Below are 20,008 nucleotides of genomic sequence, written 5' to 3'. Positions count from 1 at the left end.
TTCTTTGCTTACTTTCTTTGCGGCGGCAAAGAAAGTAAGTGCCGCCCCGCACAGGGGCAACGCCCGCGCCGCGAGGCGCTATCGCGGATGCCAGCGTAGGGCAAAGCAAACCGCATTGCGGATGCCCGAGCAAAGGAAAAGCAAACCACCAGGCGTCGCAGACAAAAACAAAAACGAAAACTCAAATCTCGATCTTGGTCCCCAACTCGACGACGCGATTCGCGGGAATACTAAAGAAGTCCGTCGGCTTCGCCGCGTTCTGATGCATCCACGCAAACACACGCTCACGCCACACCGACATACCCGGCAATTGCGTCGGCACGACCGTCTCCCGCGCGAGGAAAAACGACGTGTCCATCAGCTCGAACGACATATCATGCGTGACGCTGATCTGCTCGAGCACCGCCTTCACGTCGGGCGTCTCATTGAAGCCGTATGCAGCCTTCACAAGAAACAGGCCGCCCCCAACGTCCTTGACTGTCAACCGGTCCTTGTCTTCGACATAGGGAATATCCCGCGTGATGAACGTCAGGAAGATCGTGCGCTCGTGCAGCACCTTGTTGTGCTTCAGATTGTGCAAAAGGCTCACAGGTACAAGCGTCGCGCTGCCCGTCAAATAGATCGCCGTGCCCGACACACGATGCGGCGGATGCGCCAGCAGCCCCTGCACGAACGGCATCAGCGGAATGCCGTCGGCGGCCGTGCGCTCCTTGACGATCATGCGCCCCTTGAACCATGTCATCAGCAGGAAGAACAGTAGCGCCCCGATGCCAAGCGGCAGCCAGCCGCCCTCCGCCACCTTCAGCAGGTTCGCGCCGAAGAAGCCGAGGTCGACGAGCAGCAGCGCACCAATGATCAACGCCACCACGCCCTTGTTCCAGTTCCACACCTTCACCATCACGACGCTCGCGAGGACCGTCGTGATCACCATCGTCGCCGTCACGGCAATGCCGTACGCCGCAGCCAGGTTGTCCGAACTCTTGAACGCAATGACGATGCACAAAATGATGAACAGCAGCATCCAGTTGACGACGGGCACATAAATCTGCCCGATCGCCAGCTCGGATGTGTGCAGGATCTTCATGCGCGGTACATAGCCGAGCTGGATTGCCTGGCTCGTCAGCGAGTACGCGCCGGAAATCACTGCTTGAGACGCGATGACGGTAGCAACCGTCGACAGCACGACGAGCGGCAGCAGCGCCCAGTCAGGCGCGAGCAGATAGAAAGGGTTTTCGATCGCCTTCGGATCGTGCATCAGCAACGCGCCCTGGCCGAAATAGTTCAGCACCAGCGACGGCATCACGAGCGCGTACCACGCGCAACGAATCGGCTTCGCGCCGAAGTGACCCATGTCGGCGTAGAGCGCTTCCGCGCCCGTCAGCACCAGCACGACCGAGCCGAGCACCACGTATGCCTGCAGCACGTGCGCGGACATGAATGAGAACGCGTAGTACGGATTCAGCGCCTTGATGACTTCCGGCGACTGCACGATATGCGAAAGACCGAGCACCGCGAGCGTCAGGAACCACAGCACCATGATCGGGCCGAACAAACGGCCAACCAAAGCCGTTCCGTGACGCTGGATCCAGAACAGCATCACGAGGATCACCATCGTGAGCGGCAACACCAGATGCGACAGCTTCGGTGCCGCGATCTCCAGACCTTCGACGGCGGACATCACCGAAATGGCCGGCGTGATCACCGCGTCGCCGTAGAACATGCAGGCGCCGAAAATGCCGAGCATCATCAGCAGACCCGCCGCCTTGCTCTTCGTGTCGAACGAGCGCAGCGACAGCGCCATCAAAGCGAGCACGCCGCCCTCACCGTTGTTGTCGGCGCGCATGACGAACATCACGTACTTGATGCTGACGACCACGACGATCGCCCAGAACAGCAGCGAAATGACACCCAGGATGGAACTGTCGGTGAGGGGAATACCGTGGGAGGGGCTGAAGGCTTCTTTCAGCGAGTACAGCGGGCTGGTGCCTATGTCGCCGAAAACCACGCCGATTGCAGCGACTGCAAGCGATGGCAAGGGCTGCTTCGGGACGTGATGGTTGTTTGTCATAAACGCGAAAAGAATCCGTTCCTGAGCGGCAAAAACGAACGCTATTCTAAAGAATATGAGCGTCAAAGCCCACCATTTGACCCGTTGCGCCGACGCCACGCAACAGTGCACCGTGAACGCAGTGTAGCATCGCGTCCCACGCGGCGGTCTGTGCGACAGCGCTTGTGCGGCGCGGCTCGATCAGATCGCCGCCCATCCGTTTGAGCGTTTGGCGCAAAAAAAAAGGAGCCGGGATGGGCTCCGTTCCGATTCGTCGCAGATTGCCGGTGCGAATCTGCGCGACGTCGATTGGCTAGCTTGCGTCCGACGAACGCTCCTGGCCGCGCTTGATCCACGCGCTGAGATTGTGCGGACGCACCGTGTCCCACTCTTCGAACGGCTGATGAATCCATGGGTTCGTCGCGAGATACTGGACATGGTAGTCAGGCTTCACCTTCGAGCACGCCTTCCACCACAGCACCGCCGAACGCACCGACGTGATGGCGGGATAACGCTCCTTCAGATGCTGCTGCACGCGTGCGAGCGTCACGCCTGAGTCGACGAGGTCGTCGACCAGCAGCACGTTACCCGACAGTTCGCCGCGCGTCATCGTGATGTACTGCGCAATGTCGAGCTCGCCCTGCTCCGTGCCCGCTGCTTCGCGGTACGAGCTGGTCGCGAGAATCGCCAGCGGCAGATCGTAGATGCGTGAAAGCTGATCGCCGACACGCAGGCCGCCGCGCGCAAGGCACAGGATCTTGTCAAACTTCCAACCCGACTCGTGGACGGCGAGCGCAAGCATCTCGGTTAGCCGGTGGTACTCGTCCCAGCCGACCCACAGGTTCCTGTCGTCGTTGCGCGGGTCTTTCATTTCAATCATCGGTACACCCTGAATCATGCATCAAACCTTGAACGGGTGACGCAGGAGAATGGTTTCGTCACGGTCAGGACCCGTCGACACCATGTCGATGGGCACGCCCGCCACTTCCTGCACGCGCGTCAGATACGCCTGAGCGTTTGCGGGCAGCTTGCTCCATTCCTTGATACCGACGGTGCTTTCCTTCCAGCCGCCGAACGTCTCGTACACGGGCTCGCAACGCGACACCTCGTACGCGCCACGCGGCAGGATGTCGGCATTCTTGCCGTCGACCGTGTAACCGACGCACAGCTTCACTTCGTCGAGGCCATCGAGCACATCGAGCTTCGTGATGCACAGGCCCGACACGCCGTTGATCTGGATCGAGCGGCGCAGCGCAGCGGCGTCGAGCCAGCCAGTGCGGCGCGGACGGCCCGTGACCGAGCCGAATTCCTTGCCGACCTTCGCGAGCGTCAGGCCGACTTCTTCCTGGCGGTTCGCGTTGTCCGCATCATAGAGTTCGCTTGGGAACGGGCCCGAGCCGACGCGCGTGCAATACGCCTTCGTGATGCCGAGAATGTAGTTCAGCTTTTGCGGCCCAATGCCCGCGCCCGCCGTCGCCGCACCCGCGACGCAGTTGCTCGACGTGACGAACGGATACGTGCCGTGGTCGATATCGAGCAGCGTGCCCTGCGCGCCCTCGAACAGCAGGTTGTTGCCGGCGTGGTTCTCGTCGTAGAGACGCCGCGACACGTCGGTGACCATCGGCTTCAGACGGTCGGCATAGCTCAGCATCATGTCGAGCGTCTGCTGATAGTCGACAGCCGCCGCGCCGAGGTATTGCGTCAGCACGAAGTTGTGGAAATCGAGGTTCGAGCGCAGGCGCTCGGCGAAGGCCTTCGGCTCGAACAGGTCCTGCACGCGCAAGCCCCGGCGCGCGACCTTGTCTTCGTAAGCTGGGCCGATGCCACGCCCCGTCGTGCCGATCTTGCCAGCGCCGCTGCGCGCTTCGCGGGCCTGGTCGATGGCGACGTGGTACGGGAGGATCAGCGTGGTGGCTTCGGAAATGAAGAGACGCTTTTGCACGTCGACGCCGGCCGATTCCAGCTCTTCGATTTCCTTGAACAGCGCTTCAGGAGACAACACGACGCCGTTGCCGATGTAGCACGCGACGCCCGGGCGCATGATGCCCGACGGAATCAGACGCAAGATGGTTTTCTTGCCGCCGATGATGAGCGTATGACCGGCATTGTGACCGCCCTGGAAGCGAACGACGCCTTGCGCGTGGTCCGTCAGCCAGTCAACGATCTTGCCCTTGCCCTCATCACCCCACTGGGTACCCACGACGACGACATTGCGCCCAGGGTTCACATTCACTGCGCTGGCAGACATGTTGATTCTTAAGCTGGTTAAAAACGTATTTTACCTATGTTCGCGGAAGGTTCCGGATTTTTTCGCGCAACGAAGCCGCGATTTTTCCTTTTGCGCTCAAAGGCATGGGATGCGGCGCATGCTGCGGCGCGCTCGCGCAAGGCTCACGGCGGTGCGCATCCCGATCGTTGCGGCGTCACGTTTCATATGACGCAGCGCGCCTTCACAACCTTCACGGCTTCGCTTCGACGACCCACTGGCCGTTGCGCTCGACCAGCACCCGGTCGCACGCGAATTCGTCCAGCGCGTGATCGTGGCCGGGCAGCGCCTGGATTACGACCTCGCCCGCATCGCGCAACGCAGCCACGCTCGTGCGCAACGCCTCATCGTGCTGCCACGGCGCGAGAATCGCGCTGCTGCGCGCTTCGATGGGCGAAATGCGCGCGACTTCGCGCAGGTCCAGCGAAAAACCCGTCGCCGCGCGGGCGCGGCCATAGGCCTGACCGACCTTGTCGTACCGGCCACCGCGCGCGACGGCGTTCGGCACGCCGTCAACGTAGGCCGAGAACATCACACCGCTGTGATACGCATAACCGCGCAGATCGGCCAGATCGATCAGCACTTGCGCGCCGTCGACCTGCTGCGCGAGAAACGCGAGGTCGTCGAGTGCTCGAGAGATTTCCGGCAAATTTGGCAGACGTGCACGGGCTTCCTCGAGCACGGTGGCGTCGCCATAGAGCGTCGGCAGCGCACGCAGCGCGTCGCGCGTGACGGGTGAAAGATTCGCCGTCAGTTCCTTCAAAAGCGGCACGTCCTTGCCGGCGAGCGCCACGAACAGCGCCTCGCCGAGCGATGCAGCGGCTGGTTCCCGGTCGATCAGCGCCGCGAGCACGGCCGCGTGGCACAGGTCCAGGCGCACCCTGCCGAGACCCGCCAGATGCAGCGCGTCCAGCATCAGTTGCTGGATTTCCAGATCCGCTTCGAGACCGGCATGGCCATAGATTTCAGCGCCGATCTGGATCTGCTCGCGCGTCGCGTGGAGGCCGCGCGGACGCGTATGCAGCACGTTGCCCGCGTAGCACAGACGCGTCACGCCCTGGCGGTTCAGCAGATGCGCGTCGATACGCGCGACCTGCGGCGTCATGTCGGCGCGCAGGCCGAGCGTGCGGCCAGACAGTTGATCTACGAGCTTGAACGTGCGCAGGTTCAGATCGCTGCCACCGCTCGTCAGCAGCGACTCCAGGTATTCGAGCAGCGGCGGCATGACCATCTCGTAGCCGTACGCGCGAAAACGGTCGAGCAGCCGGCGGCGCAGCTCTTCGATCTTGCGTGCCTCGGACGGCAGCACGTCGGCAATATTCTCGGGAAGTAACCAGGTCGACATCGATACAGTCCTACGACGGTAAATCCGGCGTCATCGCAGACGCCGTTGAAATGGGAGTGGCACGCAGCGCGCGGGACCGAAACGTTCGCGCGGGCCTCGCGCTTGACGTGACGGATCGGCGGCGCGCGGGTTCTTCAATGCGGCCGCCGACGCGCGAGTCTGAGCGCCGCGGCATTCAGCGTCACGGCACCACTGGGCACGACGCGCGTGCGGCATACAACGCAGAAACCCAGAGACGGCCGCCAGAAACAGACGGCACCTGACGCGCGTCGCCCGGAAACCGCACGAGCACCTACGTCGCGATCAGCAGCAGCATCAGCCCGAGCACCATCACGATCAGTCCGCCGATCCGGATATGGTGCGGCGGGCGCTCCGCTATTTTACGAAACGTGTCGCGCCACGCACTCGGAAAAACGAATGGGAACATCCCCTCGATGATCAGCATCAGTGCGATCGCGAGCAGTAACGAGCCAGCTATGTCCATGCGATGAGGCCGCCGCGATACCTGTGCCGCGGCGTTTCAGTTATCAGTGTTTGCGCGCGCCCGTCGACGCGCCGGAAGACGATTGGGCGGCAGCGCCGTCCGGGCTACGCATGAAGCGGTAGAAGTCGCTGCTCGAGTCGACGACCATCACGTCGCCTGGCTTGAAGCTGTTCTTGTAGGCCTGCATGCTTTGGTAGAACTGATAGAACTGCGGATCGCGGCTGTACGCGTCGGCGGCAATCGACGCGGCCTTGCCGTCGCCGTCGCCCTTGATCCCCTGCGCCTCTTTGTACGCGTCGGCGAGCACCGCCTGCTGCTGATGCGCGGCGTCCGCCTTGATCTTGTCCGCTTGCGCCTGTCCTTCCGCGCGCTGCTGGTTGGCGATCTGCTCGCGCGCGGCAATCATGCGCTTGTAGACGGAGTCGGCCATCGCGGCGGGGAAATCGATGCGCGTGAGCTGCACATCGACGACATCGACGCCCAGCGACGCCGCGCTCTTCTGCAGGCCGTCGCGCGCCGCGTCCGTGATCGCGTCCTGCTTCGCGAGCGCGTCGGGCAGCGTGGACTTCGCGAACGCGTCGCCGAGCGCGCCGCGCGCGAGCAGCGCGAGACGGTCGGGCAGGCTCTGCACGTCGCCCTTCGTTTCCGCGACCAGCTTCACGGGATCGGACACGCGGTACTTCACAACGGGGTTCACCAGCACTTCCGTTTTGTCGGACGTGGCGTAGCGGTCTTCATCGGGCGTGTCGAGCGACTGGATGCGCGTGTCCACCGACGTCACCGTCTGCAACGGCGGCGGCAGCTTCACGTGCAGACCGGGGCCGGCGAGCGTGGGCGCGGCATCGCCGCGCGCGGACACGACGGCCATGTGCCGCGGATCGACGACGAATACCATCGACGATGCCGCGAACAGCACGATCACGATGGCAATGACGAGCGCAATGGTTTTGTTCATGTTCGCGCTCCTTATTGCAGATCGTCTTCGCGGCCGCGGCTGCGGAACGAATCGCGCGAACGGAAGGCGTCGCTCGCGGCGGCCGCCTGGCTTGCGGCGCTGACGGGCGCGGCGGGCGGCGCGACGATGGTCGGGGTGCTGCCGCCCTGTGCCGCTGACTGGCTGTTCTGGGCGTTTTGAGCGGCGGGTGCTCCCTGCGCCGTCTGGGCAGCCGACGCGGAACTGGCGGCAGCCGCCTCGGCCGCGCGCTGGCGCGTCTGCTCGACCAGCTTGTCGAGCGGCAGATACAGCACGTTGCTGCCGGACTTGCTGTCGACGAACACCTTCGTCGTGTTCGAATAGATCTGCTGCATCGTTTCGAGATACATGCGCTCGCGGATCACGGCAGGCGCCTTCGAATACTGCGCATACACTTCCTTGAAGCGCTCGGCTTCGCCTTGCGCCTGCGCGACGACACGGTCGCTATAGGTTTTCGCGTCGTCAATCATGCGCGCGGCTTCCGCCTGCGCGCGCGGCAGCAGTTCGTTCGCGTACGCCTGCGCATCGCGCTTCGCGCGCTCGCGGTCCTGACGCGCCTTCGCGGCGTCGTCGTATGCCGCCTGGACCTGGTCGGGCACCTGCACGCTCTGGATCGTCACGCCCGTCACGGCGAGCCCCGTGTGAAATTCGTCCAGGGAATGCTGGATCGCTTGCGCCAGTTGCGCGCGAACGACTTCGCGGTCCTGATTCAGGATGTCGTTCGTGCTGCGCGCACCGACGATCTGCCGCACGGCCGCCTGCGCGGCCTGCGTGACGCTCTGATCTGGCTCGGCGCTGCGGAACAGATAGTCGGCCGGCTTGCGGATCTGGTATTGGACCGCGAAGCGCACAGCGACGATATCGGTGTCGTGCGTGAGCATCGACGCGTCCTTCACGTTCGCGAGACGCACCACATTGTTGCGGCCGATTTCGACGGAACGCACCTGGCCGACATTGACGACTTCATGTGACTCGAACGGATACGGCAGGCGCCAGTGCACGCCCTGCCCGGCCGTGCCTTGCACCTGGCCGAAGCGCAGCACCACGGCCGCCTGACCGTCCTGCACGACGAACACCCCGCTGCCGAGATAGATCGCGATCAGCACGCCGATGATGATGCCCACGCCGATGCGCGCGCCACGCCCATTGTCCGGGCGGCGGTCGCCGCCTCCACCCTTGCGGCCGAACACGCGCGACAGGCGCTGGTTGAACTCGCGCCACATTTCATCGAGATCGGGCGGACCTTCGCTGTCCTTGCCGTTGGGCGGACGCTTCGAATCGTTCAGCCGCTGACGATCGCCATTGCCTTCGCCCCGGCCCCACCGCGGGTCGTTCAGCGACAACATGGCGCGTAGACGCAGCCAGATACTCCGCTCGTTGTAATCGTTCACCTGTGTTCGTTCACCAGAGTAGACAGCGGGTCAATGCAATTGGAACGGGTCGGCGCCCGTGTCTGGGATCTTGCGGTCTTCGCGGTGGTCTTCGCCTGCATCATCGCGTTGGTCTTGATGAAATGCCGCCGCTCCCGGGTCTCCCTCCGACAGCAGACCGTCAGATTCCGAAAGATGTTCGGCCGTTGCGATTTCGGCGATGGCAGCGCGCAGTGTGTCCAGTCCTTGCCCCGTGCGCGCGCTCAAAAAGACGCGCGAAATATTACCATACTCGTCCCGCTCGACCGCGTCGCCTCGGGCCGCCAGCTCCGGCACCGCGTCGATCTTGTTGAACACCAGTACCTGACGGATGGTGTCTGCGCCGATCTCGCGCAGCACGTCGTTGACCTGATCGATCTGATCGAGACGCACCGCGCTCGACGCATCGACAACGTGCAACAGCAGATCGGCGTGAATCGTTTCTTCGAGCGTGGCGCGAAATGCCGCCACCAGTTGGTGAGGCAGCTCACGAATGAATCCTACGGTGTCCGACACGACGATCTGCCCGGTCTCCTCACCGAGATAGACGCGGCGCGAGGTCGTGTCGAGCGTGGCGAACAGCTGGTCGGCGGCGTAGGCCTGCGCCTTCGTCAGCGCGTTGAACAGCGTCGACTTGCCTGCGTTCGTATAGCCGACGAGCGACACCGACATCGTGCGATTGCGCGCGCGCGCGCGGCGCTGGGTGCCGTGCTGGCGGCGCAGCTTTTCGAGACGGCCCTTGAGCATCTTGATGCGCTCGCCGATCAGCCGGCGGTCGGTTTCGAGCTGCGTTTCACCTGGGCCGCGCAGGCCGATACCGCCCTTTTGCCGCTCGAGGTGAGTCCACGCGCGGATCAGCCGTGTCGCGAGATATTGCAGTTGCGCGAGTTCGACCTGCAGCTTGCCTTCGTGGCTGCGCGCCCGTTGCGCGAAGATGTCGAGGATGAGGCTCGTGCGGTCTACGACACGCCTGTTAAGCGCACGCTCCAGATTGCGCTGCTGCGCGGGCGCGAGCGCGTGATTGAAGATGACGATCTCGATGTCGTTCGCCTCGCATGCAAGGCGCAGTTCTTCGGCCTTGCCGCTGCCGACGAACATCGCGGCATCGGGACTGGAGCGTCTTCCGGTGAGAGTGACGGCAGGATGGGCGCCCGCGCTTTGCGCGAGCAGGCTGAGTTCTTCGAGACTGGCTTCGAAATCGATCTTGCCGAAGTCGATGCCGACAAGCGCGGCGTTAATCAAATTGGTGGATGTCAAAATGAAGCGGCCGGTCTTTGTCGCCTGCGGACGACGCTCGACCGGCCGCGACGAAGGGTTAGGACGATTCGGAATCCGGGTGGAAATTCACCGGACGAGCGGGCACGACGGTCGAAATTGCGTGCTTGTACACCATCTGGGTGACGGTATTCCGGAGCAACACGACGTACTGGTCGAACGATTCAATGTTCCCTTGAAGCTTGATGCCGTTGACCAGATAGATCGAGACGGGCACATGCTCTTTACGCAGTGCGTTCAAAAACGGGTCTTGTAACAGTTGCCCTTTGTTGCTCATAGCAAACTCCGTATTTTTTTGCAGGTTGACTTAATTGTCGGCGAAGAAAAAGAAATCCGCCGTCAATCGCTACACTATAGCCGATTTTTATTTACCAGCGCTTCGCCTGGCCGTTCGGCCAGGAGCCAGTGTACATGCGGGTTTCGGGCCGGATTTCAACCCGGTTCCCGGCCCGTTTCACCCCTTGTCCGCATAGGGGTTCGTCGACGACCGGAACTCTATCCGCAATGGAGTGCCCGTCAACGCGAAAGTTTCCCGGAAGCGGTTCTCGAGGTAGCGCTTGTACGTGTCGGTGACGGCGTCGAGCGCATTGCCGTGAATCACGATGATCGGTGGATTCTGCCCCCCCTGGTGCGCGTAACGCAGCTTCGGACGCACGGGGCCCCGGCGGCGCGGCTGCTGGAACTCGACGGCCTCGATCAGCGCGCGCGTGAGCTTCGGCGTCGGCAGCTTGGACATCGCGGCCTTGTATGCGTCGTCGACGGAACGCATCAGCGGGCCGATTCCCGTTTTTTCGGCTGCGGAAATGAAATGGAACTTCGCGAATTCGAGGAATTTTAGCTTGCGCTGCAGATCCGATTTGGTGCGCTCACGCACATGCGGATCGAGCCCGTCCCACTTGTTCACGCCGACCACGAGCGCCCGCCCCTGTTCGACGACGAAGCCCGCGATGTGCGCGTCCTGCTCCGAAATGTCCTGGCGCGCGTCGAGCAGCAGGATCACGACATTGGCGTCGGAGATCGACTGCAGCGTCTTCACCACCGAGAACTTCTCGATCGCCTCGAACACCTTGCCGCGCTTGCGCAAGCCGGCCGTGTCGATCAGCGTGTATTTCCTGCCTTGCCGCTCGAAGTCGACGTAGATCGAATCGCGCGTCGTGCCCGGCATGTCGAACGCGATCACGCGGTCTTCGCCGATCAGCGTGTTCACCAGCGTCGACTTGCCGACGTTCGGCCGCCCAACGATCGCGATCTTGATGCCATGCGGCTCCTTCTCTTCGTCGCCTTCTTCCGGCTGGCCAGCGTACGCGACTTCGAGCGCCTCGTTGATCATTTCCGTGACGCCGTCGCCGTGCGCAGCGGAAATCGCGCGCGGATCGCCAAGGCCGAGCTCGTAAAAGTCGGCGGCCACGGCCGAGTATTTCATCCCCTCGGCCTTGTTGACGACGAGGAAAATCGGCCGGCCCGTCTTGCGAAGATAGTCGGCGATCGACTTGTCCTGCGGCGCGAGGCCGTTGCGGCCATCGACGATGAACACGACGATATCCGACTCCTCGACGGCCTGGCGCGTCTGCCGCGCCATCTCGTGCAGAATGCCATCCTTCGCGACGGGCTCGAAGCCGCCCGTATCGACGACGAGATACGGTCGCTCGCCGACGCGCCCTTCACCATAGTGACGGTCGCGCGTAAGGCCGGGCAAATCGGCGACGAGCGCATCGCGCGAGCGCGTGAGCCGGTTGAACAGCGTGGATTTCCCCACATTGGGGCGCCCGACGAGGGCAATAACGGGTTTCATCAGATCTTGTTCACAGTGAAGCGCGGCGTCGATCAATCGAGCTGCCGCGCTGGCAACGCCATGCGGCCGTTGCACGGCTGCGTTTGACGAAAATTATCACGAAATTGACCCGTTTCGGACGCGCGGAGCTTGCGCAGACGAACGGGATTCAGGTTGGCTGCCTGGGTGGCTGCCCATACACGGCGAGGCGCGTTGCGCATCATGCAGGCGGCAGCAAACGGCAACTGCATCGCCTTGACAGCGCAGCAAGCGCTGGATGACCGCCAGCGCAGCCCGGCTGACGGCCCGATTTTCGACGACGGCTCGTGTTGGTCACGCGCCGTCAAAAAACATGCGGCCGGCAAAGCCGGCCTGCATATCACCGAGCGACGCCCTCAAGCCACCAGACGCGCCACACGGCCAAACTGCTGTTAGCGCGGACGGAAACCGTACAGGTCGCCGTCATGCGTCTGCACGATCAGCGTATCGCCGGCGAGCACGGGCGCAGCGGTAATCGCGCTGCCGTCTGTCTTCGCGCGGGCGACGAACGTGCCGTCGTCACGCGACAGGAAGTGCACGAAGCCTTTGTAGTCGCCCACCACGGCGGCATGACCTAGCAACAACGGCACGCTCACGTCGCGGCTTTTCAGCTGGTCGTTGCGCCACAGTTGCTGGCCCGACGAAGCGTCGAACGCCGACACGATCGCCCAGTCGTCGCCCGCAACCACGACGCGGTCGTCCTGCGCGAGGCCGCTCGTGCTCGAGAACGCCTTTTCCCACAGAGCGCGGCCCGAGTTCGCATCGAAGCAGCCGAGCTGGCCCTGGAACGTCACCGCGCAGGTTTCGGCGCCGACCAGCGTTGGCGGGCCCGTCACGTCGTTGATGCGCTCGACTTCCGTCACGCCCTTCGGATACGACACAGGCGTCGTCCAGTAGGCGTCGCCCGTCTGCACGTTGATCGCCGCGAACTGGCCGCCCGGGAAGCCGGCCAGCACGGCCTGGTCGCCCGCGAACGTCATGCCCGACGACACGCGCAGATTGAGGGGCACTGCACGGTTGCGGTAGTTCCACTTCTGCTCGCCCGTCCGTGCGTTGAACGCGGTGATCTGGCCATCGACGGTGCGCACGACCACGAGGCCATTACCGACGAGCGGCGGCGACAGGATCTCGCCCGGCGCCGTGCCCTTCCACGACAGCTTGCCGCCTTCGTCGAGCACGTACACTTCGCCTTTCAGGCCGCCGACTGCCGTCAGCGTGCCGTCCGTGCCGACGCCCGCCGACAGGTCGTCGCCGAGCTTCGTGCGCCAGATGTCCTTGCCCGTCTTCGCATCGATCTTCGCGACCGAGCCGTTCGCGCCAGCCGCGTACACGGCGTCGCCGACGGCAACGGGCGAGAACATATAGCGCCCGGCCTTGCCCACGCTGGCCGTCCACGCCTGCTGTACGTCGAGCACGGGTTTGAACTCGGTGAGCGGCGTGGGCACGCGGCGCTCGTCTTTCGACGATGAGCAGGCCGTCAGAGCGAGCACGGTCATCGCACAGGCAACGGGCACAGCGTAACGTTTCAGCAGATTCATCGGTGAACGAAGCATGTATGTTGTATTGATCAAAAGGAAACGGCGGACGTTGCGGCGGCGCGCAACGATCAGCCGCCCAGCGCGTCGAGCTTGAACTGAACCAGCTGACGGGCGGACGCGTCGCTCTTCGGCAGCGAGTCGAGCGCGAGCTTGTAGGCAGCGCGCGCATCGTCGCGCTTGCCTTGAGCGGCGAGCAGATCGCCGCGGCGGTCGGCGACCACGCCCTTGAACGCATCCGAAGGATCGTTGAGCAGCGCGAGACCGGCGTCATAGGCCTTTTCGTCGAGCAGCAGCGAGGCAAGACGCAGCTTCGCGATCTGCTTGAATTCGTCGTCCTTCGCGTGGTCGATGGCCCACTGGAGCTGCGCTTTCGCGCCGGGTTCGTCGCCCGCTGTATAGAGCGCCTTCGCGGCCGCGAGCGCCGTCATTTGCGCATACGCGGTGCCGCCGAACTTGTCTTCCATGTCGGTTGCGACGCGCGTGATGGTCGCCTTGTCGCCGCCCGCCGTGGCCTGCTGAAGCTGGTCGTACAGCACGGCCGCCTCCGCCGCCTGATGACGCTGCCAGTAGTTCCAGCCGTTCCAGCCCGCCGCGGCGACGAGCGCCACCAGCACGATCCAGGTCGTGGCATTTCCCCACTGCGCCCACCATGCCTTCAGGCTTTCAACCGATTCTTGTTCGTCGTGGTAACTCATCGCGACGCGATTTCCTTTTTCCTGGTGCCTTGTCAGATTGGGGCCGCCGCTGTATTGCGGCCCATCGAACAACTGAGCGATCAGTCGTCGCCGTCTTCGGTGGACGCAACCATCGCATTGATTAGATATTCGGTCAAGTCTTCGAGCGGCACCGTCTGTTGCTCGCTCTTTGCGCCGCTTTGCGACATGTCGCGCAGCGCCTTGACACCCGCCGTGCCGTTCGCGACCTCGTCTTCGCCGAGGATCACCGCAAACGCTGCGCCGCTTGCGTCGGCGCGCTTCATCTGCGACTTGAAGCTCGCAGCCTGACCATCAGGACTGCAATGCAGAATCACGTCGAGGCCCGTATCACGCAGACGCTCGGCGATGATGAATGCCTGCTCGCGCGCCGCATCGCCCTGGTGCGCGACATACACATCGCAACCCTCGGCTTCCGGCACGAGCTTCTCTTCCTTCAGCAATTCGAGAATGCGCTCGACGCCCATCGCCCAGCCGCACGCGGCCGTCGGCTTGCCGCCCAGCTGCTCGATGAGCGGATCGTAGCGGCCGCCTGCCGCGACCGTGCCTTGCGCGCCGAGCTTGTCGGTGATCCACTCGAACACGGTGAGGTTGTAGTAGTCGAGACCGCGCACCAGACGCGGATTGATCGTGAACGGAATGTTGTTCGCCTTCAGAATGCGCTGCAGCCCTTCAAAGTGCGCGCGCGATTCCTCGCCGAGAAAGTCGATCAGTTTCGGCGCATTCTGCGCAACTTCCTGCAACGCGGGATTCTTCGTGTCCAGCACGCGCAGCGGGTTCGTGTAAAGACGACGCTTCGCGTCTTCGTCGAGCACGTCGATATGCTTTTCGAGGTACGCAATCAGCTCGACGCGATGTTTCGCGCGCTCTTCGGCAAGACCCAGCGAATTGATTTCGAGCTTGATGCCTGTCAGGCCGAGGTCGTCCCACAGACGCTGGCACATCAGGATGATTTCCGCATCGGCATCCGGGCCGGCGAAACCGAGCGCCTCGACGCCCACCTGATGGAACTGGCGATAACGCCCGCGCTGCGGACGCTCGTGACGGAACATCGGGCCGATGTACCACAGGCGCTTCGGGCCGTCGTACAACAGGTTGTGCTCGATCGACGCGCGCACGACGGCGGCCGTGTTCTCCGGACGCATCGTCAGGTTTTCGCCGTTCAGCGCATCCGTGAAGCTGTACATCTCTTTTTCGACGATGTCAGTCACTTCACCGATGCCGCGCGTGAAAAGTTGCGTGTGCTCGATGATCGGCGTGCGGATATTCTGGTATCCGTACGAACGCAGCATCGACTTGACCGTCGTTTCGAAAAATTCCCACAGGCCGGCGTCCTGCGGAAGGATGTCGTTCATGCCCTTCACGCCGGACAATTTTTCAAGCCGTTTCTTCTGTTCAGTCATCTGTCTTCGATTGACGATTGGATGTGGAGCGAATCAGTTCGCCGCTTCGGCGCGGACGGCATTGGGACCGTAACTGCGCTCGACGTAGTCGCTCACGATCTGCTGGAATTCCTGCGCAATGTTTTCGCCGCGCAGCGTCTTGACCTTCACGCCGTCGATGAACACGGGCGCGGCCGGGTTTTCGCCCGAGCCCGGCAGGCTGATGCCGATGTTCGCGTGCTTCGATTCGCCGGGACCGTTGACGATGCAGCCCATCACGGCAACATGCATCTTCTCGACACCAGGATAGCTGTCACGCCACACGGGCATCTGCGTACGCAGATACGTCTGGATTTGCGACGCGAGTTCCTGAAACAGCGTGCTCGTCGTGCGGCCGCAGCCGGGGCACGCGATAACCATCGGCGTGAACGAGCGCAGACCCATCGTCTGCAGGATTTCCTGGCCAACGATCACTTCGCCCGTGCGCGACGCGCCTGGCTCCGGCGTCAGCGAAATGCGGATCGTGTCGCCGATGCCTTGCTGCAACAGCACGGCGAGCGCCGCCGTCGACGCGACGATACCTTTCGAGCCCATACCCGCTTCCGTCAGGCCCAGGTGCAGCGCAAAGTCGCAGCGGCGCGCGAGTTCCTGATATACGGCGATCAGATCCTGCACGCCGCTCACCTTGCACGACAGGATGATCTTGTCGCGGCCAAGGCCGAGTTCGACGGCGCGTTCCGCCGAGCCGATCGCCGACTGGATCAGCGCCTCGTACATCACGCTTTGCGCTTCCCAAGGTTCGGCGCGCGTGGCGTTTTCGTCCATCATCTTCGCGAGCAGGTCCTGATCGAGGCTGCCCCAGTTCACGCCGATACGCACCGGCTTGTCGTACCTGGCGGCGGCTTCGATCATCTGCGCGAACTGCGTGTCGCGCTTCGCGCCCTGGCCGACGTTGCCCGGATTGATCCGGTACTTCGACAGCGATTCCGCGCAGCCGGGATAGTCACGCAGCAGCAGATGGCCGTTGTAGTGAAAATCGCCGACGAGCGGCACCGTCACGCCCATACGGTCGAGCTGCTCGCGAACGGCGGGCACAGCGGCGGCGGCTTCGGGCGTGTTCACCGTGATGCGCACGAGTTCGGAACCCGCTTGCGCGAGCTCCTTGATCTGGATCGCGGTGCCGATCGCGTCTGCCGTATCCGTGTTCGTCATCGATTGCACGCGCACGGGCGCGTCGCCACCGATCGTCACGAGCTGGCCGCCCCAACGGACATCGACGGCATGCGAGCGGCGACGCGGCGCGTGACCGCCGAACACCGGCACGGTCGAAACAATCTGACTGCTGGATTTCACTTGATCGGAGTGCATCGATAAACCCGCTTACGCCGCCTGCTCGTGGCCGGGAAAGCGTCCCGGCACGTCGCTGAATACGGCGCATGAATTGAAAAAGCGCCGCGGCCCTGAAACCCGCGACGCACACGGTTGAATTGCGTCAGGGCAACGCGAAGCGCGCCACATTACCCTTCGCAGACGCATATTTGGCTGGGTCAACAGGCTGGCCGTCCAGCGTGATCGAATCCAGACCGGCCTTGTTGCCGACCGTCACCTTGAGCGGCGGCAACCCGCTTACCTCTTTCGTCTCGCCTGCATGCACGAGGCCGGAGAATACTTCCTTTCCGTCCTTCTGGCGCACGCTGAACCAGCTGTCCTGCTTGACCGCCAGCGCAACCATCGACGAGCCTTCCGGCGCCGCGGACGGCTCGCTGGCCGACTCGGCCGATGCGGCAGCCACCACCGCCGGCGCGGCACTCGCAACCTTGGGCGCTGCGGCGCCCGGCGCGGATGCGGAAGCGGCCGTCGATGCCGGCGCGACACCCGCCGTCGGCAGCGGCGCGGGCAACGGCGCCGCGGACGCGCCTTCCGCTGCGATGGCTTGTGTGTCGGTCTCGGCGCTTGAAGCTGCCGCCTCGGCCGTCACGGACGCTGCACTGGCCGCATTGGCCGCGACGGCCGACGCATTTTCAGTCGCCGCCGGTGCGCCCACGATGCCTTTCAGACGCGCGAGCCAGGCCGTCGACTCACCATTGTTCGTATGCCACATGGCGAGCGCGATCAGCACGACGACGGCGAGCGCTACACCCCAGATCCATGAGCGGCCGCGCGGCGCGCCGCCGCCCCCCAGAGACAGCGACACTTTCCCGCGCGGCAAATCGGCGCCCGCCGATGCGGGCATCGTCAGCGCGGGCTCCGGGACGCCTTTTTCGCGGCGCAGCGCCTGCGTCATCGGCGCCGGATCGGCCCCTACCATTTTCGCGTAACTGCGCACGACGCCGAGCGCGAACGTCGTGTCCGGCAACTGGCTCAGATCGCCTGCCTCAAGCCCGCGCAACTTGCCCGGCGCGACCTTCAGGCGCGCCGATACATCCTCGACCGACCAGCCCTTCGACTCACGCAACTGCGCGAGCCGCGCCCCGACCGCGGCCAGCGAGTCGAACCCGATCGGCACGGCAGCCGGCGCGGCCGCGGACAGCGTGCGGCCCGTATGCGTATCCATGTCGTGCGGTTGCGGGTGCTGCGGCTCACTCATCCCAAATCCTTTCGCGTCGATTCTTTTTTCACTCATGCGCACCGGCCCGTTGGCATGTCCGGTTTCGCAGACCGTTTATAACAAAATGTGCGGCTGCGCGTGCCGCTTCCGATCGATTCTGCTCACTTTCTTTTCACTTCACGCGACGACGCGTTTCAGCGCTGCCTGATTCCTGACATCGGGCCTCGTTTCGTCTGTCGCAGGCCTTACACCGCGCGGAGTTCGATCACCTTCGCCTTGCCGCTGCGTTCGGCAAGCCGCGTGCGATCCTTGACGGCGCCCGCCAGCTGGCCGCAGGCGGCGTCGATATCGTCGCCGCGCGTCTTGCGCACTGTTGTGACGACCCCTGCGTCGATCAACACTTGCGCGAAACGCTTGATCTGCTCGTTCTTCGAGCGCAACAGGCCCGATTCCGGGAACGGATTGAACGGAATCAGGTTGAATTTGCACGGCACGTCGCGGGTCACAGCCAGCAATTCACGTGCGTGCGCTTCGCTGTCGTTCACGCCGTCGAGCATGCAGTACTCGAATGTAATGAAGTCGCGCGGCGCAACCTTTAGATACCGCTGGCACGCGGCCATCAACTCGCGCAGCGGATATTTCTTGTTGAGCGGCACCAGCACGTCGCGCAGCGCGTCGTTCGACGCGTGCAGCGAGACGGCGAGCGCCACGGGGAGATCGGCGCCGAGCCGGTCCATCATCGGCACGACGCCCGACGTGGACAACGTAACGCGCCGGCGCGACAGGCCATAGGCGTTGTCGTCGAGCATCAGGCGCATCGCGGGCACCACGGCGTCGTAATTGAGCAGCGGCTCGCCCATGCCCATCATCACGACGTTCGTGACAACGCGCTCGCCCTTGCCCTCCCCACCCGTGGCGCGACCGCCGGCCGTGCCGAGCGACGCGCGCAGCGCAAATTCGGCCATGCGCAGCTGGCCGATGATTTCGCCCGTGGTGAGATTGCGTGAGAACCCCTGCTTGCCCGTCGAACAGAAACGGCAGTTGACCGCGCACCCCGCCTGCGACGAGACGCAAAGCGTACCGCGCGTTTCTTCCGGGATGAACACGGTTTCGACCGCGTTGCCGTTGCCGACGTCGACGAGCCACTTACGTGTACCGTCGGAGGAAATATGGTCGCTGACGATGCCGGGCATCGTGATCGATGCACGGCCCTTCAGCTTTTCGCGCAGAGACTTCGCGAGATCAGTCATCCCGTCGAAGTCGGCAGCGTTGTACTGGTGAATCCAGCGCTGCAATTGCTTGGCGCGAAACGGCTTCTCGCCGAGGCTGTCGCAATACGCGACAAGGCCTGCGGCGTCGAGATCGAGAAGGTTGACGGTTGGACTGCTCGTCATATCGAATCCTGCCATTCAGTGCGAGACTGCGTTCATGCAACAAGCTGCATGAACGCGTGTGCCGCCAGCGCCCGCTCCTGCCAGCTGTTACTGCTGAACTACGAAGCGCTTAACGCGAGTAGACGTTGACTTCCGGGAAGAAGAACGCGACTTCGACGGCTGCCGTTTCGGCGGCGTCCGAACCGTGCACTGCGTTCGCGTCGATGCTGTCCGCGAAGTCGGCACGGATCGTACCCTTTTCGGCCTTCTTCGGATCCGTCGCGCCCATCAGGTCGCGGTTTTTCAGGATGGCGCCTTCGCCTTCCAGAACCTGAACCTGCACGGGACCCGAGATCATGAATTCAACGAGATCCTTGAAGAACGGACGTGCTGCGTGCACGGCGTAGAACTTCTCTGCGTCGGCGCGCGACAGGTGAACCATGCGCGATGCCACGATCTTCAGGCCAGCGTTTTCGAAGCGGCTGTAGATCTGGCCGATCACGTTCTTGGCCACTGCGTCCGGCTTGATAATCGACAGGGTGCGTTCGATCGCCATAAAAACTCCAGAAAATTAAGAGGTTACAAATTTAAATGAATCCGCTATTGTAGCATGTTCCCGTGTATCATTGCGATTGAACCCTTACTGCACTGTAAGGTCGAAGTTGAATCGCTAATGACTTGCTAAGAATGGGGTAACACAATGTAATTGCACCGTGTTGTGCGCCGCATTGAAACTCCCCGCCCCGGCGTTAATCTTAGGGTTGTGGGTCCGCGCGACCGGCGGCAACCGCCAGCCGGCGCCGTACGAAAACCGTTGCAAGCCATCTCGCAACATTGCGTCTGAC

General features: G+C 63.3%; 17 protein-coding genes. All 17 read right to left on the bottom strand.

What is annotated here, in order from left to right; translation table 11 throughout:
- Positions 1–181: 181 nt before the first annotated feature.
- The 17 genes from J8I87_RS26335 to ndk all read right to left on the bottom strand — a co-directional run bounded on the left by J8I87_RS26335 (position 182) and on the right by ndk (position 19,719).
- Entirely contained in the window at positions 182–2,068 is a 1,887-nt protein-coding gene (locus J8I87_RS26335) for a potassium transporter Kup (protein WP_209934991.1), read from the bottom strand.
- A gap of 292 nt (positions 2,069–2,360) precedes the next feature.
- Positions 2,361–2,945 carry a phosphoribosyltransferase gene (locus J8I87_RS26330; protein WP_209934990.1) on the bottom strand — a complete coding sequence of 195 codons (585 nt, stop codon included), beginning with the start codon at positions 2,943–2,945 and terminating at the stop codon, positions 2,361–2,363.
- A 3-nt stretch (positions 2,946–2,948) separates the two neighbouring features.
- Positions 2,949–4,295, bottom strand: coding sequence for an adenylosuccinate synthase (locus tag J8I87_RS26325; protein WP_209934989.1), 1,347 nt, complete (start codon positions 4,293–4,295; stop codon positions 2,949–2,951).
- A 211-nt stretch (positions 4,296–4,506) separates the two neighbouring features.
- The gene (locus J8I87_RS26320; protein ID WP_209934987.1) at positions 4,507–5,658 is read right to left on the bottom strand and encodes an ATP phosphoribosyltransferase regulatory subunit; all 1,152 of its coding nucleotides are present in this window, start codon (positions 5,656–5,658) and stop codon (positions 4,507–4,509) included.
- A gap of 292 nt (positions 5,659–5,950) precedes the next feature.
- Positions 5,951–6,142, bottom strand: a complete 192-nt coding sequence (locus J8I87_RS26315; protein WP_209934986.1) for a DUF2065 domain-containing protein — start codon at positions 6,140–6,142, stop codon at positions 5,951–5,953.
- A 43-nt stretch (positions 6,143–6,185) separates the two neighbouring features.
- A complete protein-coding gene (hflC, locus tag J8I87_RS26310) occupies positions 6,186–7,097 on the bottom strand; it encodes a protease modulator HflC (protein WP_209934985.1) in 912 nt (303 codons plus the stop codon).
- An 11-nt stretch (positions 7,098–7,108) separates the two neighbouring features.
- Positions 7,109–8,506, bottom strand: coding sequence for an FtsH protease activity modulator HflK (gene hflK / locus J8I87_RS26305; protein WP_209934984.1), 1,398 nt, complete (start codon positions 8,504–8,506; stop codon positions 7,109–7,111).
- 30 nt (positions 8,507–8,536) lie between these two features.
- Positions 8,537–9,766, bottom strand: coding sequence for a GTPase HflX (gene hflX, locus J8I87_RS26300; RefSeq protein WP_209934992.1), 1,230 nt, complete (start codon positions 9,764–9,766; stop codon positions 8,537–8,539).
- Positions 9,767–9,839: 73 nt separating this feature from the next.
- Positions 9,840–10,076, bottom strand: a complete 237-nt coding sequence (gene hfq, locus J8I87_RS26295; RefSeq protein ID WP_007580427.1) for an RNA chaperone Hfq — start codon at positions 10,074–10,076, stop codon at positions 9,840–9,842.
- 177 nt (positions 10,077–10,253) lie between these two features.
- Positions 10,254–11,591, bottom strand: a complete 1,338-nt coding sequence (der, locus tag J8I87_RS26290) for a ribosome biogenesis GTPase Der (protein ID WP_209934982.1) — start codon at positions 11,589–11,591, stop codon at positions 10,254–10,256.
- 410 nt (positions 11,592–12,001) lie between these two features.
- Positions 12,002–13,147, bottom strand: a complete 1,146-nt coding sequence (gene bamB / locus J8I87_RS26285) for an outer membrane protein assembly factor BamB (protein ID WP_209934981.1) — start codon at positions 13,145–13,147, stop codon at positions 12,002–12,004.
- A gap of 68 nt (positions 13,148–13,215) precedes the next feature.
- The gene (locus J8I87_RS26280; RefSeq protein ID WP_209934980.1) at positions 13,216–13,842 is read right to left on the bottom strand and encodes a tetratricopeptide repeat protein; all 627 of its coding nucleotides are present in this window, start codon (positions 13,840–13,842) and stop codon (positions 13,216–13,218) included.
- An 80-nt stretch (positions 13,843–13,922) separates the two neighbouring features.
- Complete coding sequence (hisS, locus tag J8I87_RS26275; protein WP_209934979.1) at positions 13,923–15,263, bottom strand: histidine--tRNA ligase; 1,341 nt, start codon at positions 15,261–15,263, stop codon at positions 13,923–13,925.
- 33 nt (positions 15,264–15,296) lie between these two features.
- Positions 15,297–16,610, bottom strand: coding sequence for a flavodoxin-dependent (E)-4-hydroxy-3-methylbut-2-enyl-diphosphate synthase (gene ispG / locus J8I87_RS26270; protein ID WP_209934977.1), 1,314 nt, complete (start codon positions 16,608–16,610; stop codon positions 15,297–15,299).
- 124 nt (positions 16,611–16,734) lie between these two features.
- On the bottom strand, positions 16,735–17,829 hold the full coding sequence (locus tag J8I87_RS26265) for a helix-turn-helix domain-containing protein (RefSeq protein ID WP_209934976.1): 1,095 nt from the start codon (positions 17,827–17,829) through the stop codon (positions 16,735–16,737).
- Positions 17,830–18,035: 206 nt separating this feature from the next.
- Positions 18,036–19,184, bottom strand: a complete 1,149-nt coding sequence (gene rlmN / locus J8I87_RS26260; protein ID WP_209934975.1) for a 23S rRNA (adenine(2503)-C(2))-methyltransferase RlmN — start codon at positions 19,182–19,184, stop codon at positions 18,036–18,038.
- Between the two features lie 109 nt (positions 19,185–19,293).
- Positions 19,294–19,719 (bottom strand): nucleoside-diphosphate kinase, encoded by a 426-nt coding sequence (gene ndk, locus J8I87_RS26255; RefSeq protein WP_209934974.1) that lies wholly within the window; start codon positions 19,717–19,719, stop codon positions 19,294–19,296.
- Between the last annotated feature and the right edge of the window lie 289 nt (positions 19,720–20,008).

The sequence above is a fragment of the Paraburkholderia sp. LEh10 genome, from assembly GCF_017814945.1.
Lineage (GTDB): Bacteria > Pseudomonadota > Gammaproteobacteria > Burkholderiales > Burkholderiaceae > Paraburkholderia.
The sequence above is the reverse complement of the archived record's forward strand: the minus strand, read 5'-3'. Positions and strand labels throughout refer to the sequence as shown.

Bases quoted from the DNA above. Each gene is read 5' to 3' on its own strand.
- J8I87_RS26335 (WP_209934991.1), bottom strand. From the start codon at position 2,068: ATGACAAACAACCATCACGTCCCGAAGCAGCCCTTGCCATCGCTTGCA.
- J8I87_RS26330 (WP_209934990.1), bottom strand. From the start codon at position 2,945: ATGATTCAGGGTGTACCGATGATTGAAATGAAAGACCCGCGCAACGAC.
- J8I87_RS26325 (WP_209934989.1), bottom strand. From the start codon at position 4,295: ATGTCTGCCAGCGCAGTGAATGTGAACCCTGGGCGCAATGTCGTCGTC.
- J8I87_RS26320 (WP_209934987.1), bottom strand. From the start codon at position 5,658: ATGTCGACCTGGTTACTTCCCGAGAATATTGCCGACGTGCTGCCGTCC.
- J8I87_RS26315 (WP_209934986.1), bottom strand. From the start codon at position 6,142: ATGGACATAGCTGGCTCGTTACTGCTCGCGATCGCACTGATGCTGATC.
- hflC (WP_209934985.1), bottom strand. From the start codon at position 7,097: ATGAACAAAACCATTGCGCTCGTCATTGCCATCGTGATCGTGCTGTTC.
- hfq (WP_007580427.1), bottom strand. From the start codon at position 10,076: ATGAGCAACAAAGGGCAACTGTTACAAGACCCGTTTTTGAACGCACTG.
- der (WP_209934982.1), bottom strand. From the start codon at position 11,591: ATGAAACCCGTTATTGCCCTCGTCGGGCGCCCCAATGTGGGGAAATCC.
- bamB (WP_209934981.1), bottom strand. From the start codon at position 13,147: ATGAATCTGCTGAAACGTTACGCTGTGCCCGTTGCCTGTGCGATGACC.
- J8I87_RS26280 (WP_209934980.1), bottom strand. From the start codon at position 13,842: ATGAGTTACCACGACGAACAAGAATCGGTTGAAAGCCTGAAGGCATGG.
- hisS (WP_209934979.1), bottom strand. From the start codon at position 15,263: ATGACTGAACAGAAGAAACGGCTTGAAAAATTGTCCGGCGTGAAGGGC.
- ispG (WP_209934977.1), bottom strand. From the start codon at position 16,610: ATGCACTCCGATCAAGTGAAATCCAGCAGTCAGATTGTTTCGACCGTG.
- J8I87_RS26265 (WP_209934976.1), bottom strand. From the start codon at position 17,829: ATGAGTGAGCCGCAGCACCCGCAACCGCACGACATGGATACGCATACG.
- rlmN (WP_209934975.1), bottom strand. From the start codon at position 19,184: ATGACGAGCAGTCCAACCGTCAACCTTCTCGATCTCGACGCCGCAGGC.
- ndk (WP_209934974.1), bottom strand. From the start codon at position 19,719: ATGGCGATCGAACGCACCCTGTCGATTATCAAGCCGGACGCAGTGGCC.